We start from the raw sequence: 15544 nt of genomic DNA, 5'->3' as shown, positions 1-15544 counted from the left end.
GACCGGCCCTGCCGGCCGGCGCCGCATGCGAAAAATCGGGAGGATACACAATGAGATACGCGACGGCGATCTCGGCCTTGGCGCTTGCCGTGGCCGGAAACACGGCCATGGCCCAGGATCAGACCACGGCCTGCCTGATCACCAAGACGGACACAAACCCGTTCTTCGTGAAGATGCGCGAGGGAGCGCAGCAGAAGGCCGACGAACTGGGCATCGAGCTGATGAACTTCGCTGGCCAGTACGACGGCGACCACGAGACCCAGGCCCAGGCCATCGAGACCTGCATCGCGGCCGGCGCGGACGGCATCCTTCTGCTGGCCTCGGACACCTCGTCGATCGTGTCCTCGGTCGAGCAGGCGCAGGAAGCCGGCGCCATCGTGATCGCGCTCGACACGCCGCTCAGCCCCGCGGACGCCGCAGACGCCACTTTTGCCACCGACAACTTCCGTGCCGGCGAACTGATCGGTCAGTGGGCCGCGGCCAAGCTGGGCGACGAGGCCGAGAATGCGCGCATCGCGTTCCTCGACCTGAACGTCAGCCAGCCGACGGTGGGCGTGTTGCGCGACCAGGGCTTCATGCAGGGCTTCGGGATCGACATCAAGGATCCGGCCCGCTACGGCGACGAGGACGACCCCCGCATCGTCGGTCACGACGTGACCCAGGGCAACGAGGAAGGCGGACGCCGCGCGATGGAGAACCTGCTGGCGCAGGACCCGAACATCAACGTCGTCTACACCATCAACGAGCCCGCCGCCGCCGGTGCCTACGAGGCGCTGGACGCGCTCGGCCGCGCCGGGGACGTGATGATCGTGTCCGTCGATGGCGGCTGCCCCGGCGTGCAGAACATCCGCGACGGCGTCATCGGCGCCACCGCCCAGCAATACCCGCTGGACATGGCGTCGCTCGGGATCGAGGCGATCCACCAATACGCGCAGGACGGCACGCTGCCGCAGCCGACCGAGGGCAAGGACTTCTTCGATACCGGTGTCGAGCTGGTGACGAACGAGCCGGTCGAGGGCGTCGCGTCGATCACGGTCGATGAAGGCATGGAGCGGTGCTGGGGCTGACCCCGGCAACCGGATCCCAGGTCGATAGTGCCGGGGCGATCGCGCCCCGGCCGAACCGCCTGTCACTGGAGGGACGGCGCATGAGCCACGACGACGCTTACGAAGACATCGTCAAGACGCGGCGAGAGGAGAGCTTCGCCGCCTTCGACAGCCGTCGCAAAGGCCTGCTGCACAGGGTCCACGATGTGCTGCACGGAAACCCGGCGCTGGTGCCGCTGATCGTGCTTCTGGCCTCGATCGTCGTGTTCGGGCTGCTGCTTGGCTCGCGGTTCTTCTCGCCCTTCGCGCTGACGCTGATCCTGCAACAGGTGCAGATCGTCGGCATCGTCGCGGCGGCGCAATCGCTGATCATCCTGACCGCCGGCATCGACCTTTCGGTGGGCGCGATCACCGTCATCTCTTCGGTGGTCATGGGGCAGTTCGCCTTCCGCTATGGCATCCCGCCGTTCATCGCGGTGATCTGCGGGCTGGCCTTCGGCACGCTGTGCGGCGCACTGAACGGGCTTCTTGTCAGCAAGATGAAGCTGCCGCCCTTCATCGTCACGCTCGGCACGTGGCAGGTCATCCTGGCGAGCAACTACCTCTATTCCAGAAACGAGACGATCCGCTCGCAGGATATCGAGGCCAGCGCCCCGCTCCTGCAATTCATGGGCAGAAGGTTCGAGGTCGCCGGCGCGGTCTTCACCCTAGGCGTCGTCTTCATGATCCTGCTCATGCTCGTCCTTGCCTGGGCACTGAAGAACACCGCATGGGGCCGGCACGTCTATGCCGTGGGCGACGATGCCGAGGCCGCAGCGCTGTCGGGTGTCAACGTCCACCGCACGCTGATGTCGGTCTACATGCTGAGCGGGCTGATCTGCGGCTTCGCAGGCTGGGCGCTGATCGGACGGCTGGGCGCGGTCTCGCCGACCTCGGCCTACGAGGCGAATATCGAGTCCATCACCGCCGTGGTGATCGGCGGCATCTCCCTGTTCGGCGGGCGCGGATCGATCCTCGGGGCACTGTTCGGGGCGCTGATCGTGGGCGTGTTCTCGCTGGGGCTGCGGCTTCTGGGGGCGGACGCGCAATGGACCTACTTCTTCATCGGCGTGCTGATCATCGTCGCCGTCGCCGTGGACCAATGGATCAGAAAGGTGTCGGCATGACCCAGCCCGTTCTCTCCGCCAAGAACCTGACCAAGCGCTACGGCAAGGTGACCGCCCTCGACCAATGCGATTTCGAGCTCTACCCGGGCGAGATCCTCGCCGTCATCGGCGACAACGGTGCCGGCAAGTCCACGCTGATCAAGGCCCTGTCCGGCGCGGTTCCCCCTGACGAGGGTGAGGTCTTCGTCGAGGGAAAGCAGGTCAACTTCACCTCGCCCAATGACGGCCGGATGGCGGGGATCGAAACGGTCTACCAGACCCTCGCCATGTCGCCCGCCCTGTCGATCACCGACAACATGTTCATGGGCCGCGAAATCCGGAAAAAGGGTTTCATGGGCAAGTACCTGCGCCAGCTCGACCGCAAGGCGATGGAGGATTTCGCCCGGCAGAAGCTGTCGGACCTGGGGCTGATGACGATCCAGAACATCACGCAGCCGGTCGAGACGCTTTCGGGCGGCCAGCGGCAGGGCGTCGCGGTGGCACGCGCCGCCGCGTTCGGCTCGAAGGTCATCATCCTGGACGAGCCCACGGCGGCGCTTGGCGTCAAGGAAAGCCGGCGCGTGCTGGAGCTGATCCAGGACGTCAAGAAGCGCGGCATCCCGATCATCCTGATCAGCCACAACATGCCCCACGTTTTCGAACTGGCCGACAGGGTCCACATCCACAGGCTCGGCCGCCGGCTCTGCGTGATCGACCCGAAGAAATACAGCATGTCGGACGCGGTGGCCTTCATGACGGGCGCGAAGGAGCCGGACGAGGTCGAGGCGGCCTGACTGCCGCGACCACAAGCCGAATGATGAGGGCGACGACGTGAGCGAGACGATCCAGTTCGATGCCCTCGCTTTCCGGCTATCGGGTTTCGCCGCAGGCGACCGGCGGCGCTTCGTGGCGGTCGCCGGTGCGCCCGGATCGGGCAAGAGCACGCTGGCGGATCAGCTCCTCGAGCAGGTGGATGCTGAACAGCCCGGACGGGCTGCGATCCTGCCCATGGACGGCTTCCACTACGACAATATCTACCTTGAGCCGCGCGGCCTCCTGCCCCGGAAGGGCGCTCCGGAAACCTTCGATATCGGCGGCTTTCAGAGCGCTCTGTCGCGCCTCTCGGACGGCAGTGGAAGTCCCGTGGCGGTGCCCGTCTTCGATCGCACCCTCGAGATCGCGCGCGCCGGCGCGAGGGTGATCGGCCCCGAGACGCGCCTTGTCATCGTCGAGGGCAACTACCTGCTTCTCGACCGCCCGGGTTGGAGGGACCTGCGCCGCTATTTCGACATCAGCGTGTTTCTCGACGTGCCGCTGGAGGTCGTTCACCGGCGACTGCTGGGTCGCTGGGCCGCGCTTTCCCCGGAGGCGGCAGCTCTTCGGGTGGAAGAGAACGACCTTCCGAACGCCAGGCAGGTGATCGCGGGCAGCATGGCAGCCGACTTTCTCATGTCCGGCGACTGACAGGCTTCGGCGCGCGAAGGGCAGGGGCCGGCTCGTATTACGGCCGAAGGAAGGTCCTCGGCGATCAGCGTGTTCCCGCGGTTGGCCCGGCAACTGCCCGGTCGAGCGCCAGGTGCAGGGCGGTACGGTCCCGACCATCCGGCGCATGCGGCGTCCGAGAGGTGCCACGTCCACCTTCCCATGGCCGAACCAGTTTCGTAGGCTCGCCGCGAACGAGGAGGATATATTCGATGAGCGAGCAGACATACGGTTTCGACACCCTTGCCGTCCATGCCGGCGCCGAACCGGACCCGGCCACCGGCGCCCGACAGGTGCCGATCTACCAGACCACGGCCTACGTGTTCCGCGATGCCGACCACGCCGCCCGGCTCTTCAACCTGGAAGAACTGGGCTTCATCTACTCGCGCCTGACCAACCCGACCGTCGCGGCGCTCGCGAACCGCGTGGCGGCGCTGGAAGGGGCTGCGGGCGGCATCGCCTGCTCGTCGGGGCACGCGGCGCAGATCATGGCGCTGTTCCCGCTGATGGGGCCGGGCTGCAACATCGTGGCGTCCTCGCGGCTCTACGGCGGGACGATCACGCAGTTCAGCCATACCATCCGCCGCTTCGGCTGGTCGGCGACCTTCGTGGATACCGACGATCTCGACGCGGTCGAGGCCGCCATCGACGACAACACGCGCGCGATCTTCTGCGAAACCATCGCCAACCCGGGCGGCTACGTGAGCGACCTGGACGCGCTGGCCCGGATCGCCGAGCGGGCCGGCGTGCCGCTTATCGTGGACAATACCACGGCGACGCCCTGGCTCTGCCGGCCGATCGACCACGGCGCCACGCTGGTCGTGCATTCGGCCACCAAGTACCTGACCGGCAACGGCACGGTCACGGGGGGCATCGTCGTCGACTCGGGCAGGTTCGACTGGGCCGCCAGCGACAAGTTCCCCTCGCTCTCGCAGCCCGAGCCGGCCTATCACGGGCTGACCTTCGCCACGCTGGGCGAGATGGCCTTCACGTTCCATGCCACCGCCGTCGGCCTGCGCGACCTCGGCATGACGATGAACCCGCAGGGCGCGCACTACACCCTCATGGGGATCGAGACGCTGGGCCTGCGCATGGAACGGCACGTCGCCAATGCGCGCGCCGTTGCCGAATGGCTCGAGAAGGACCCGCGCGTGGAGCAGGTCACGTATGCGGGCCTGGACTCCTCGCCCTACTTCGAACGGTCCAAGGCGATCACGCCGAAAGGCGCCGGCGCGCTTTTCACGTTGGGGCTCAAGGGCGGCTACGATGCATGCGTGAAGCTGGTGGACAGCCTCAAGCTCTTCAGCCACGTCGCCAACCTCGGCGATACGCGGAGCCTCGTGATCCATCCTGCTTCGACGACGCACCGCCAGCTCGACGCCGAGCAGCAGGCCAAGGCCGGGGCGGCCCCGAACGTCGTTCGGCTTTCCATCGGCATCGAGAGCGTCGACGACATCATTGCCGACCTGGATCAGGGATTGGCTGCCGCAACGGCGTGACCCGCGAAGACGCGGGAGGCCGCAGGGGGCGGTCTGGTCGGATTGCGCATGCAGCTCCGAACCCGCGCCGGCGGGGAAAGTCCCCGTTGACAGTGCGTCTTGGTTCGGTAAGTTTTGTAGGACAAATGAGGAGGGGACTCGATGCGGGTGTCTGCCGCGATCCATCGCGCTTTCGAAATCAGCAAGATCGATGACAGGCTCTACGCCGCGTTCATCGAGCATATGGGCCGGGCGATCTATTCGGGCATCTACGAGCCCGGCCATCCGGAAGCGGACGGGCATGGGTTCCGGAAAGACGTGGCGCAGATGGTGCGGGACCTGAAGATCCCCGCGATCCGCTACCCGGGCGGGAACTTCGTGTCGGCCTACAACTGGGAAGACGGAATCGGCCCGAAAGAGGATCGCCCCGTGCGCCTCGACCTCGCCTGGCGCAGCAAGGAGAGCAACCAGGTCGGAATCAACGAGTTCGCCACCTGGGCCGGTGACGTGGGCATCGACATGATGCTGGCGGTCAACCTCGGGTCGCGTGGCATCTCGGATGCGCGCAACTTCGTGGAATACGTGAACCACCCCTCGGGCACCTACTGGTCCGACCTGCGCCGCAGCCACGGGGTCGAGAAGCCGTACAACGTCAAGATGTGGTGCCTCGGGAACGAGATGGACGGCCCGTGGCAGATCGGCCAGAAGGACGCCACCGAGTACGGCCAACTCGCCAACCAGACCGCGAAGGCGCTGCGCCAGCTCACGCCGGATGCCGAACTGATCGTCTGCGGGTCCTCGAACGACGAGATGCCGACCTATCCCGAATGGGAGCGCGGCGTCCTGGAAGAGTGCTACGAGAATGTCGACTACATCTCGCTGCACAAGTATTTCGGCAACTCCAGCCGCGATACGCTGAACTTCTTCGGCAAGGTCGAGGAAACCGGCCGTTACATCCAGTCGATCATCGGCGTGATCGACTTCATGAAGGCGAAGAAGCGCGCCAAGAACGACGTGTATATCTGTTTCGACGAGTGGAACGTCTGGTATCACAAGCGCGAGCAGGACTCGAAGAACTGGAAGAGCTGGGACTGGCCCGAGGCCCCCGAGCTTCTGGAAGAGGACTACAACTTCGAGGACGCGCTCTTCATCGCGTGCCTCCTGAACGAGTTCATCCGCCGGTCCGACCAGGTGAAGATCGCCTGCATCGCGCAGCTGGTGAACGTGATCGCCCCGATCCGCGCCGACAAGGGTGGCAAGGCCTGGCGGCAGTCGATCTACTGGCCCTACCAGCTGGCGTCGCTCTACGGGCGCGGCACGGCGCTGCGGGTGTCGGTGGACGGGCCGACCTACGATTGCAGCGTCGCCGACGACGTGCAGTATCTCGACGTCGCGGCGACCCACGATGGCGACATCGTCACGCTGTTCCTCGTGAACCGGCACCTGACCGAGGCCGCCGACCTGCGCCTGTCCCTGACCGGGTTCGAGAATGCCCGCGTCGTCGAACACCAGGTGATGGAAGGGCACGATCTACGCGCCACGAACGGCCCGGACAACGAGGCCATCGCGCCCCGCAAGGGCAGCGGATTGGCCATCGAGGATGTGACGCTTGGCGGCAGCCTCGCACCGTTGTCCTACCACGTCGTTCGGCTTAGCGTGTAAGCCATGTCGGGCGTCAAACTCACCAACGTGCAGAAATCCTTCGGGGCGGTCGACGTCATCAAGGGGGTGTCGCTCGAGGTTCCGAAGGGCGAGTTCGGCGTCTTCGTCGGCCCCTCGGGCTGCGGCAAGTCCACGCTGCTGCGCATGATCGCGGGGCTCGAGGATACCAGCGGCGGCAAGATCGAGATCGGCGGCCGTGATGTCACCAACGTCGAGCCTGCCAAGCGCGGCGTCGCGATGGTGTTCCAGTCCTACGCGCTCTACCCGCATCTGAGCGTGGCCGAGAACATGGGCTTCTCGCTCCGCCTTGCGCGCGCGCCGCGTGCCGAGCGTGAAGAGAAGGTGCGCGAGGCCGCGCGGATCCTGCAGTTGAGCGATCACCTGGACAAGAAGCCCTCGGCCCTGTCCGGCGGTCAGCGCCAACGGGTCGCCATCGGGCGGGCCATCGTGCGCGAACCCGACGTGTTCCTCTTCGACGAACCGCTGTCGAACCTCGATGCCGAACTGCGCGTGCAGATGCGGCTCGAGCTGACGCGCCTGCACCGGCAGATCGGCGCGACGATGATCTACGTCACCCACGACCAGATCGAGGCGATGACCCTCGCCGACGACATCTTCGTGCTGAAGGGGGGCCATGTCATGCAGTCGGGGCGGCCCCTGACGCTCTATGACGACCCGGACAACCGCTTCGTCGCGGGCTTCATCGGCTCGCCATCGATGAACTTCATCGAGGGCGTCGTCAGCCATCGCGACGAAACCGGCATCACCGTCCGCGGCGAAGAGGGAGAGCTTCGCGTCGCCCTTCAAGGGAACAAGCCGGGCGAGGGCACGAAAGTCATGCTGGGGGTGCGCCCGGAACACCTGGAGCCCGTTGAAACCGGGGGGCTTCCCGTGACGGTCGAGGTCGCCGAAGAGCTTGGCGGAAATTCCTACCTGCACACGCGCTCGGCCACCGGCGCCGACCTGGTTTTCGAGCGCCGCGGCAGTCGCGAAAGCCTCGAGGGTCAGACGCTGAACCTCGGCGCGCAACCGGAGAACGTCTTCGCCTTCACGCCAGACGGCATGAGGCTTCGTTAGGGTCTGCCCCACGGCAGGGCCAGGGAGGGGACGCGCCGAGGCGCGGCCCGGTTCAAGGAGGAGAACCGAATGAAACTGACGACATTTGCAAAAGCGACCGCTTTCATGGCGCTGGCAGGGACGGCGATGCCGGCCTACGCGCAGCAGACCGTGACGTGGTGGGATTTCTTCGCCGGCGGTGACGGTGTCCGCATGAAGGCGCTCATCGAGCAGTTCAACGAAGAGCATCCCGACATCCAGATCGAAGGCACGACGCTGGAATGGGGTGTTCCGTTCTACACCAAGATCCGCACCTCCGCCGCTGTCGGCGCCGGGCCGGACCTGATGACCTACCACCTGTCGCGCCTGCCCCTGGGGCTGAGCGAGGAGGTGCTGACGCCGATCACCGAAGCCGACCTCGAAGCTGCCGGGCTGAGCGAGGACGATTTCTTTGAAAGCTCGATCAATGCGGCGAAGGGGCCGGACGGGACGCTCTATGCGGTTCCCTTCGATATCCATTCGATCGTGCTCTACTACAACAAGTCCTACCTGGAGGGGACCCGCTTCCTCGACGACGAGGGCAACCTGACGGGCATCGAAAGCGTCGCCGATTTCGAAGAGGCGATGCAGGCCGCGGCCGATAACGGATCGCAAACGCCTGTGACATACGCGACGGGCGACGACGGCGGCACCTACCGCGTTTTCTACACGCTGCTCGCGCAGCAGGGTGGGACGCTGATCTCGGAGGACGGCGAAGTCCTGCCCGGTGACAGCACCGAGAAGGCGGTGAAAGCCCTCGAGATCATGACCAATTGGCACGAGCAGGGCTGGCAGCCCGAACAGGCGCTGTACGAAGCATCGGTCGCGCTGTTCACGTCCGGCCAGTCGGCCTTCCAGCTGAACGGTGTCTGGGAAGTGCCGACGATGGTGGACCTCGCGGAGAGCGGCTCGCTCGGGTTCGAATGGGGCGCGGTCGAGGTGCCCAAGCTGATGGACACCCAGACGACCTGGGCCGACAGCCACGCCTGGGCGATCCCGATCCAGGGTGAAGAAGAGATGGACCCCGCAAAGCGCGAGGCAGTGATGGAGGTCGTCGGCTGGATGGAGAAGAACGCCATCCAGTGGGCCGATGCAGGCCATATCCCCGCCTACAAGCCCGTCGCGGAAAGCGAAGAGTTCGCGGTGATGGAGCCAAACGCCACTTATGCTTCGCTGGCCGAGGATGCGACCTACGATCCGCGCAGCGACGTCGCAGGGGTCGCTTCGCCGGTCTACGACGCGGCGGTGAACATCCTCTCGCCGGCCATGCACGGGTACCTCTCGCCCGAGGATGCGATCGAACAGATGAAGGCCGAGATTCAGAACCGCATGTGATGACCAGCCCCCGCGCGCAACCTGCCGCGCGGGGGCACTTCTGAGCCTTGGGAGGAGTTTTGACGACATGGCCATGATCCGGAACAGGTCGCGGCACAGGCTCGTGGCGTTGTCGCTGATCCTGCCGTTCGTGGCGATCTTCGCGCTGGTATTCGCCTACCCGGTCGTCGAAGTCGTCCGCATGAGCTTCACCAACGCCCCGCTGATCGGCGGCGGAGAGTGGGTGGGCTTCGCGAATTTCGAAAGACTGTTCTCGGACAGGCTGTTCTACACGTCCCTGAAGAACAACGGGTATTTCGTCCTGTTGACGGTGGTGCCGACCACGGCGCTGGCGCTGGTCATCGCCCTGGCCATCAGCCGGCTTTCGGGGCGGATGCAGGCCCTGGCCATGGTGCTGTTCTTCACCCCCTACGTGCTGCCCGTATCCGTGGTCACGCAGATCTGGTCCTGGATGCTCGACTTCCAGTTCGGTGTCCTGCAACCCGCGATCGAGGCCGTCACCGGCAAGCGGGTGCCCGTCTTCAAGAACCCGTTCTGGGTCATGCCCTCCGTCGCGGTCGTGACGATCTGGTGGACCAACGGCTTCAACGTGCTGCTGTTCATCGCCGGGCTGCGCAACATCCCCGAAGAGCTCTACGAGGCCGCCAAGCTGGACGGCGCGACGCGCGGGCAGCTGTTCCTCAGGGTGACATGGCCGCTTCTGTGGCCGGTGACGGCGCTGGTTCTGACGCTGCAACTGATCCTGCAGCTCAAGATCTTCGACCAGATCTACCTGCTGTCCGAGGGCGGTCCCTTCAACTCCAGCTACGTGCTGCTGCTGATGGTCTATCGCGAAGCGTTCCAGCTGAACAACGGCGGATACGCGGCGGCGATCTCGCTGGTGCTGTTCCTGCTGATCGTCGTGATCTCGATCCTGCAGTTCCAGGTGCTCCGCATCGGAGGGAAGAAATAGATGACCCGCCAGACACGCTTCGAGAATGCCGCGCTGACCTGCATCACGGTGCTGGCGGGGCTGATCTGGATATTCCCGCTCTACTGGGCCTTCGTCACCTCGCTCCGAACCGAAAGCCGGGTCGTCTCGGACCAGGCGGGGCTGCTGCCCGACGAGGTCAACACCTCGTCCTACGTCGACGCGCTGTTCAACACGAGCCTCATGGACTGGTACATCAACTCGATCGGCACCTCTGTCATCATCACCGTGGTCGTCCTGCTGACCGGCATGATGTGCGCCTATGCGCTGAGCCAGATGGAGTTCCCCGGGCGCAAGGCGCTCTACCTCATCGTGCTGGCCAGCTTCATGGTGCCGGCGCAAGCGCTGGTGGTGCCGCAATTCGTGCTGATGAACGATCTGGGCCTGATCAACCGCTGGGGCGGGATCATCCTGCCGCAGCTTGTCGTGCCGGTGGTGATCATCGTCTACAAGCAGTTCTTCGACGCCGTCCCGAAGGAGATGAAGGAAGCCGTGGTCCTCGACGGCGGCGGAGACTACACGCTGCTCTTCAAGGTGTTCCTGCCGCTCAACTGGGGCATCACCACGGCGCTTGGCATCATCACCTTCATCATGTCGTGGAACGCGTTCCTGTGGCCCTTCCTGGTCGTCACGACCGAGGACATGATGACGATCCCGGTGGGCATCACGCAGGTGAACGACTCCTTTGGCGTAGCTTATGCGCGGATCATGTCCGTGGCACTTCTGGCCGCGGCGCCGGTGGTGATCGCCTACCTGATCTTCCAGAAGCGCGTGACCGAGGCGGTGATGATCTCGTCGGGGGTGAAGGGCTAGACCTTCAGCGTCGGCAGCCCCAAATCGAACACCGTCGTGCCCTTCGAATCCAGCAGGGCGGTGTCGACCAGTTCGGTCATCAGCCGCCTCGTGCCGTCCGGATCACGGGCCTCGATCCGCTCGAACACGGCGGCATGTTCCTCGACCGGGTTGCGTGTGTGCGGATGGGGCATGTCGCGGTAGCGGAAGGCGGTCGTATAGGCGACGGCCGCGGTGATGCCCGCCTCCAGCGACCGCAGCACGGGGTTGTGCGAGCTGATCAGGATCGCCCGGTGGAAGCTCGCATCGGCGGCGTGCCAGCTGTCCTCGGTCATGTCGCAGTAGCGCATGGCGTCCAGCGCGCTGCGAAAGAGTCCCAGGTCTTCCTCGGTCCGGCGCTCGGCGGCGAAGGCGGCGGCCGGGGGCTCGATCATCGCGCGCATCTCGTAGAGGGCGCGGATGTACCAGTCCGGCGGCGCGCCGGTCTCGAAACTCCAGCGGACGACATCGGGATCGAGAAGTGACCAGTCGTCGCGCGGGGTGACCCGCGTGCCGCTGCGCGTCCGGGTCACGAGCATGCCCTTGCCCACCAGCCGCCTCAGCGCCTCGCGATAGGCCCCGCGGGAGATTCCCGTCTCGGCCAGGAAATCCATCTCGGTGGGGATCGCCTGGCCGCTGGCAAAGGTGCCGGCGACGATCTTGCGTCCCAGCCAGTCGGCGATCGACTCGTTCTTCTTTCGTTCGGGCCACGCCGACTTGTCGAGGGCGACAGTTAGGCCGATAAACTTGTCTGACACGTCAAAGATCATATCGCATGGGGGCACCGTTTCAATCCTGAGGCCCGCTTGTCGAGGAGCCGCGTTCGTCTCGAGGCCCGTCGCCGCGTGACCGTCGGCCGAAACGCCGGACAAGTTCGCGCTTCACTCGCGTCGGCCGGGCTGGCAGAAGGACCCGACGAAGCAACAACCGAGGTCTGCTCATGCGCCGCCAAACCACTGCCGCGATCCTGACGCTGATGCTGGTCTCCGGCTGCGGCGGGCTTGGCAGCCGAACGGTGGTCGAAGGCGCTGGACCCGACGAGTTGCTGAAATTGCGCGCGGGGCCGGGACTGGGATACAACGTGATCCTCGGTCTACCCGACGGCACCCGGCTGATCCGGCGCGACTGTGTGACCGAAGTCGGCCAGCTGTGGTGCCGCGTCTCACTCGCCACGTCGCCCGGTATCACGGGCTATGTGTCGGAAGACTACCTCTCGGACCTCTGAACTGCAGCTCCGCCCTAGTTCGATGACGGCTGCGGCGGATGGGCGGCAAATCGCGAGCGGGACAGGACCGCGCCGCTTTCATCAACCGTCAGCCGAAGCGCGCGGCCGCCGTGGTAGAAGGTCAGGCGCCACCGCCCGGCATCTTCGTCCACGCCGGTCTCGCAGCGACTCGTGATCTCGGCCGAGCGCAGGCGTTCGGGGACCGTCGCGGCATCCAGCCCGAACGCGTCACCAAGAACCGTCGCGTCCACGACGAAGCCCTCGGACGTGATCGAAACCTCGGTCATGCGACCCTCCTGCGCTGTTCATCCCGCATCACGCGGCGCCGGTCGCTGGTGCCGGAAGCGCGACATCGGCCAATGTCGACCGGTCGAGATCGGCCAGGAACGCCGCCTCCGCCGCACGGAGCCGACCCTTCAGCCGGCAGCATCCGGCGATCGTGCAGTCGCCACCGGACGCGAAGCAATCGACGAGCACATGGCCCTGCTCGAGGACGCGCACCACTTCGCCCAGCCGGATCGCGTCGGGCGGACGGGCCAGCCTCGCGCCGCCGCCGCCACCCCGGCGCGTCTCGACGATCCCGCTCCGGGCGAGGCGTTGCATGATCTTGGCAAGATGATTGCGCGAGATGCCGAATTCGCTCGCCAGCTCGGCGGTGGAGAACGCGCGTTCGGGTGTGCCGGCCATCCGCATCAGCGCACGCAAGCCGAAATCCGTGAATGTCGTCAGGCGCATCGCGCTTTCCATCAGGAGCAATGGGTATTTACAGTACCTATTGCAGGGCCTACGCTTCGACGCAACTGCCATGTGTCGAGGTCCTCATGACCCAAGCTGCCCCACGGCTTCAGCCGGTCTCGGCCCGACCGGCCATCACGGCCGACCTCATGGAGCGGACCGGGCTCGACGAGCCTCTGCTGACCGAGCTGGTCCACCGGTTCTACGGCAAGGTTCGGGCCGATGCCGTTCTGGGTCCGATCTTCGCCGCGCGGATCGACGACTGGGAGCCGCATCTCGAACGGATGGTCGCGTTCTGGTCCTCGGTCGCCCTGATGACGGGGCGCTACCACGGCGCCCCGGTGCCGAAGCACGCCAACCTGCCGGTGGACTGGAGCCATTTCGAGCGCTGGCTGACCCTGTTCCGCGAAACCGCGCACGAGACATGCTCGCCCGAAGGCGCGGAGCACGTGATCGAGCGCGCAGAGCGTATCGCCCGGTCGCTGCACATCGCCGTGCAGGATGCGGGGCAGGGCGCTCCGGGGGCGATTCCGAACCTCAGCTAAACTCGACGACACCATTATTCCACACGGCTCGCGTGACCCGCTCGCGCGGCGCACTATTGATGTCCCTGAACTGCGGGAGCGAATATCATGACCAAGGTCGACGAGAAGCTGGAGCCCATCCTGAACGAGGTGCTGCGCCGCAATGCCGGCGAGACCGAGTTCCACCAGGCCGTGCGCGAGGTGATGGAAAGCCTCGGCCCCGTCGTGGCCAAGCATCCCGGCTATGCCGATGACGCACTGATCGAACGGCTCTGCGAGCCCGAGCGCCAGATCATCTTCCGAGTGCCCTGGACCGACGATCGGAACCAGGTCCATATCAATCGCGGCTTCCGGGTGCAGTTCAATTCGGCGCTCGGGCCCTACAAGGGCGGCATCCGGTTTCATCCATCCGTCAACCTCGGGATCGTCAAGTTCCTCGGGTTCGAGCAGATCTTCAAGAACGCGCTGACCGGGCTGCCCATCGGCGGCGGCAAGGGCGGGTCCGACTTCGACCCGCGGGGCCGCTCGGATCGCGAGATCATGCGCTTCTGCCAGTCCTTCATGACCGAGCTGCACAGGCATATAGGCCACGACACCGACGTGCCGGCGGGGGATATCGGGGTCGGCGGGCGCGAGATCGGCTACATGTTCGGCCAGTACAAGCGCCTGACCAATCGGTACGTGGCGGGCGTCCTGACCGGAAAGGGGCTGGCCTATGGCGGGTCCTGCGCGCGGACCGAGGCGACGGGCTACGGCGCCACGTATTTCATCCAGCGCATGCTCGAGACGCGCGGCTCGGGGTTCGACGGCAAGCGGGTGGTGATCTCGGGCTCGGGCAACGTCGCCATCCATGCGATGGAGAAGGTGATCTCGTTCGGCGGCACCGTCGTCGCCTGCTCGGACTCGGGCGGTTACGTGGTCGACGAGGGCGGCATCGACCTCGAACTCGTGAAGGAGATCAAGGAGGGAAGGCGCGGACGGATCTCGGAATACGCCGATGCGAAGGGCAGCGACGTGCACTATTACGACGGCGGCTCGATCTGGGAGGTGCCGTGCGACGTCGCGATTCCCGCGGCCACGCAGAACGAGCTGTCACGCAAGGACGCCCGCGCGCTGGTCAAGAACGGCGTCACCGCGATTGGCGAAGGCGCGAACATGCCCTGCACACCCGAGGCGGTCGAACTGTTCCAGGAGGCGGACGTCCTCTTCGCGCCGGGCAAGGCCGTGAACGCGGGTGGCGTCGCGACCTCGGCGCTCGAGATGCAGCAGAACGCCTCGCGCGACAGCTGGACGTTCGAGCGCACCGAAGCGCGGTTGGCCGAGATCATGTGCAACATCCACGACCTCTGCGCCGAAACCGCCGAGGAATACGGTGCCCGGGACGACTACGTGCTTGGTGCCAACATCGCCGGCTTCATCCGGGTCGCCGAGGCGATGCGGCTTCTCGGCGTCGTGTGAAAGGGCCGGGTGCGCGATGAAGTCGGGGGAAGAGCGCGCCTTCGCCCGGTTGTTGTGGAACGCGGCCGGTTTTGCGGCGCTTGCCGTTGCCGGGATCGGGGTGGTTCTGCCGGTCCTGCCGACGACGCCGCTGGTGCTTCTGGCGGCTTTCGCCTTCGGTAAGGGCTCGTCCCGGTTCCGCGACAGGATCGAGGCGCACCACGTGTTCGGCCCCGCCCTCCGCGATTGGGAAGTGCGCGGCGCGATCTCGAGGCGAGCGAAGGTGGCGGCGTGCAGCGTCATGGCGGTCACCTTTCTCGCGAGCGCCATCCTGGGGGTGAAGCCGGTGATCCTGGTGGTGCAGGCGGTCTGCCTCGGCGGCGCGGCGGCGTTCATCCTTTCTCGGCCGGGCTGAAACGCGAACCGCCCGCCCGAGGGCGGCCGGCCATTTCCCTGTCCTCAGGTGACAGTGGTTTGTCCCTCCTTTGTCGGCCGGGGTCTGCCGGTCCTGACCCCGTTCCGGTCGCTCATGGGAGGATGCGTCCCCGCCAGCTCGACCTTTGCCTGCCACTTACGCGG

Annotated in this window: 17 protein-coding genes; 14 read left to right on the top strand and 3 right to left on the bottom strand. The window is 65.8% G+C overall.

All coding sequences use genetic code 11. The features are described 5' to 3' along the window. Window positions 1–50 precede the first annotated feature (50 nt). The 10 genes from PAM7066_RS03425 (at window position 51) to PAM7066_RS03380 (ending at window position 11026) form a co-directional block, all read left to right on the top strand. A complete protein-coding gene (locus PAM7066_RS03425) occupies window positions 51–1067 on the top strand; it encodes a substrate-binding domain-containing protein (protein ID WP_085852703.1) in 1017 nt (338 codons plus the stop codon). An 80-nt stretch (window positions 1068–1147) separates the two neighbouring features. Next, window positions 1148–2212 (top strand): ABC transporter permease, encoded by a 1065-nt coding sequence (locus tag PAM7066_RS03420; RefSeq protein ID WP_085852795.1) that lies wholly within the window; start codon window positions 1148–1150, stop codon window positions 2210–2212. Then, on the top strand, window positions 2209–2985 hold the full coding sequence (locus PAM7066_RS03415; RefSeq protein ID WP_090928642.1) for an ATP-binding cassette domain-containing protein: 777 nt from the start codon (window positions 2209–2211) through the stop codon (window positions 2983–2985). Before PAM7066_RS03420 ends, PAM7066_RS03415 begins: the two co-directional genes overlap by 4 nt. 37 nt (window positions 2986–3022) lie before the next feature. After that, the gene (locus tag PAM7066_RS03410) at window positions 3023–3655 is read left to right on the top strand and encodes a nucleoside/nucleotide kinase family protein (protein WP_085852701.1); all 633 of its coding nucleotides are present in this window, start codon (window positions 3023–3025) and stop codon (window positions 3653–3655) included. A gap of 230 nt (window positions 3656–3885) precedes the next feature. Then, complete coding sequence (locus tag PAM7066_RS03405; protein WP_085852700.1) at window positions 3886–5172, top strand: O-acetylhomoserine aminocarboxypropyltransferase/cysteine synthase family protein; 1287 nt, start codon at window positions 3886–3888, stop codon at window positions 5170–5172. 141 nt (window positions 5173–5313) lie between these two features. Continuing rightward, window positions 5314–6813: an arabinosylfuranosidase ArfA gene (arfA, locus tag PAM7066_RS03400; RefSeq protein ID WP_085852699.1), complete on the top strand. Its 1500-nt coding sequence runs from the start codon at window positions 5314–5316 to the stop codon at window positions 6811–6813. A gap of 3 nt (window positions 6814–6816) precedes the next feature. Continuing rightward, on the top strand, window positions 6817–7890 hold the full coding sequence (locus PAM7066_RS03395) for an ABC transporter ATP-binding protein (protein WP_085852697.1): 1074 nt from the start codon (window positions 6817–6819) through the stop codon (window positions 7888–7890). 69 nt (window positions 7891–7959) lie between these two features. Further along, entirely contained in the window at window positions 7960–9243 is a 1284-nt protein-coding gene (locus PAM7066_RS03390; protein WP_085852696.1) for an extracellular solute-binding protein, read from the top strand. A gap of 67 nt (window positions 9244–9310) precedes the next feature. Beyond that, a complete protein-coding gene (locus PAM7066_RS03385) occupies window positions 9311–10195 on the top strand; it encodes a carbohydrate ABC transporter permease (RefSeq protein ID WP_085852695.1) in 885 nt (294 codons plus the stop codon). Beyond that, complete coding sequence (locus PAM7066_RS03380; protein WP_085852694.1) at window positions 10196–11026, top strand: carbohydrate ABC transporter permease; 831 nt, start codon at window positions 10196–10198, stop codon at window positions 11024–11026. Here PAM7066_RS03380 and PAM7066_RS03375 read toward each other — a convergent pair. Next, window positions 11023–11802, bottom strand: coding sequence for a FadR/GntR family transcriptional regulator (locus tag PAM7066_RS03375; protein WP_175484549.1), 780 nt, complete (start codon window positions 11800–11802; stop codon window positions 11023–11025). The genes PAM7066_RS03380 and PAM7066_RS03375 overlap by 4 nt on opposite strands. 182 nt (window positions 11803–11984) lie before the next feature. On the opposite strand from PAM7066_RS03375, the gene PAM7066_RS03370 reads away from it, so the two are divergent. Beyond that, complete coding sequence (locus tag PAM7066_RS03370) at window positions 11985–12269, top strand: SH3 domain-containing protein (RefSeq protein ID WP_085852692.1); 285 nt, start codon at window positions 11985–11987, stop codon at window positions 12267–12269. Between the two features lie 14 nt (window positions 12270–12283). Here PAM7066_RS03370 and PAM7066_RS03365 read toward each other — a convergent pair whose 3' ends face one another. Beyond that, window positions 12284–12556, bottom strand: coding sequence for a DUF6522 family protein (locus PAM7066_RS03365; RefSeq protein ID WP_085852691.1), 273 nt, complete (start codon window positions 12554–12556; stop codon window positions 12284–12286). Window positions 12557–12584: 28 nt separating this feature from the next. Beyond that, window positions 12585–13004, bottom strand: coding sequence for an Rrf2 family transcriptional regulator (locus PAM7066_RS03360; protein ID WP_085852690.1), 420 nt, complete (start codon window positions 13002–13004; stop codon window positions 12585–12587). Window positions 13005–13090: 86 nt separating this feature from the next. On the opposite strand from PAM7066_RS03360, the gene PAM7066_RS03355 reads away from it, so the two are divergent. The 3 genes from PAM7066_RS03355 to PAM7066_RS03345 all read left to right on the top strand — a co-directional run bounded on the left by PAM7066_RS03355 (window position 13091) and on the right by PAM7066_RS03345 (window position 15380). After that, window positions 13091–13549 carry a group III truncated hemoglobin gene (locus PAM7066_RS03355; RefSeq protein ID WP_085852689.1) on the top strand — a complete coding sequence of 153 codons (459 nt, stop codon included), beginning with the start codon at window positions 13091–13093 and terminating at the stop codon, window positions 13547–13549. 87 nt (window positions 13550–13636) lie between these two features. Continuing rightward, on the top strand, window positions 13637–14986 hold the full coding sequence (gene gdhA / locus PAM7066_RS03350; RefSeq protein ID WP_085852688.1) for an NADP-specific glutamate dehydrogenase: 1350 nt from the start codon (window positions 13637–13639) through the stop codon (window positions 14984–14986). Window positions 14987–15002: 16 nt separating this feature from the next. Then, entirely contained in the window at window positions 15003–15380 is a 378-nt protein-coding gene (locus PAM7066_RS03345) for a YbaN family protein (protein WP_085852687.1), read from the top strand. Window positions 15381–15544 lie beyond the last annotated feature (164 nt).

It is taken from the genome of Palleronia marisminoris (assembly GCF_900172315.1).
Classification (GTDB): Bacteria; Pseudomonadota; Alphaproteobacteria; order Rhodobacterales; family Rhodobacteraceae; genus Palleronia; species Palleronia marisminoris.
Note: the sequence above shows the minus strand (reverse complement) of the source record. Positions and strands in the feature narration are given on the sequence as shown.

Coding starts and splice junctions, on each gene's coding strand:
- PAM7066_RS03370 (WP_085852692.1), top strand. CDS start 11,985: ATGCGCCGCCAAACCACTGCCGCGATCCTGACGCTGATGCTGGTCTCC.
- PAM7066_RS03395 (WP_085852697.1), top strand. CDS start 6,817: ATGTCGGGCGTCAAACTCACCAACGTGCAGAAATCCTTCGGGGCGGTC.
- arfA (WP_085852699.1), top strand. CDS start 5,314: ATGCGGGTGTCTGCCGCGATCCATCGCGCTTTCGAAATCAGCAAGATC.
- gdhA (WP_085852688.1), top strand. CDS start 13,637: ATGACCAAGGTCGACGAGAAGCTGGAGCCCATCCTGAACGAGGTGCTG.
- PAM7066_RS03360 (WP_085852690.1), bottom strand. CDS start 13,004: ATGCGCCTGACGACATTCACGGATTTCGGCTTGCGTGCGCTGATGCGG.
- PAM7066_RS03380 (WP_085852694.1), top strand. CDS start 10,196: ATGACCCGCCAGACACGCTTCGAGAATGCCGCGCTGACCTGCATCACG.
- PAM7066_RS03420 (WP_085852795.1), top strand. CDS start 1,148: ATGAGCCACGACGACGCTTACGAAGACATCGTCAAGACGCGGCGAGAG.
- PAM7066_RS03385 (WP_085852695.1), top strand. CDS start 9,311: ATGGCCATGATCCGGAACAGGTCGCGGCACAGGCTCGTGGCGTTGTCG.
- PAM7066_RS03365 (WP_085852691.1), bottom strand. CDS start 12,556: ATGACCGAGGTTTCGATCACGTCCGAGGGCTTCGTCGTGGACGCGACG.
- PAM7066_RS03405 (WP_085852700.1), top strand. CDS start 3,886: ATGAGCGAGCAGACATACGGTTTCGACACCCTTGCCGTCCATGCCGGC.
- PAM7066_RS03425 (WP_085852703.1), top strand. CDS start 51: ATGAGATACGCGACGGCGATCTCGGCCTTGGCGCTTGCCGTGGCCGGA.
- PAM7066_RS03390 (WP_085852696.1), top strand. CDS start 7,960: ATGAAACTGACGACATTTGCAAAAGCGACCGCTTTCATGGCGCTGGCA.
- PAM7066_RS03345 (WP_085852687.1), top strand. CDS start 15,003: ATGAAGTCGGGGGAAGAGCGCGCCTTCGCCCGGTTGTTGTGGAACGCG.
- PAM7066_RS03415 (WP_090928642.1), top strand. CDS start 2,209: ATGACCCAGCCCGTTCTCTCCGCCAAGAACCTGACCAAGCGCTACGGC.
- PAM7066_RS03355 (WP_085852689.1), top strand. CDS start 13,091: ATGACCCAAGCTGCCCCACGGCTTCAGCCGGTCTCGGCCCGACCGGCC.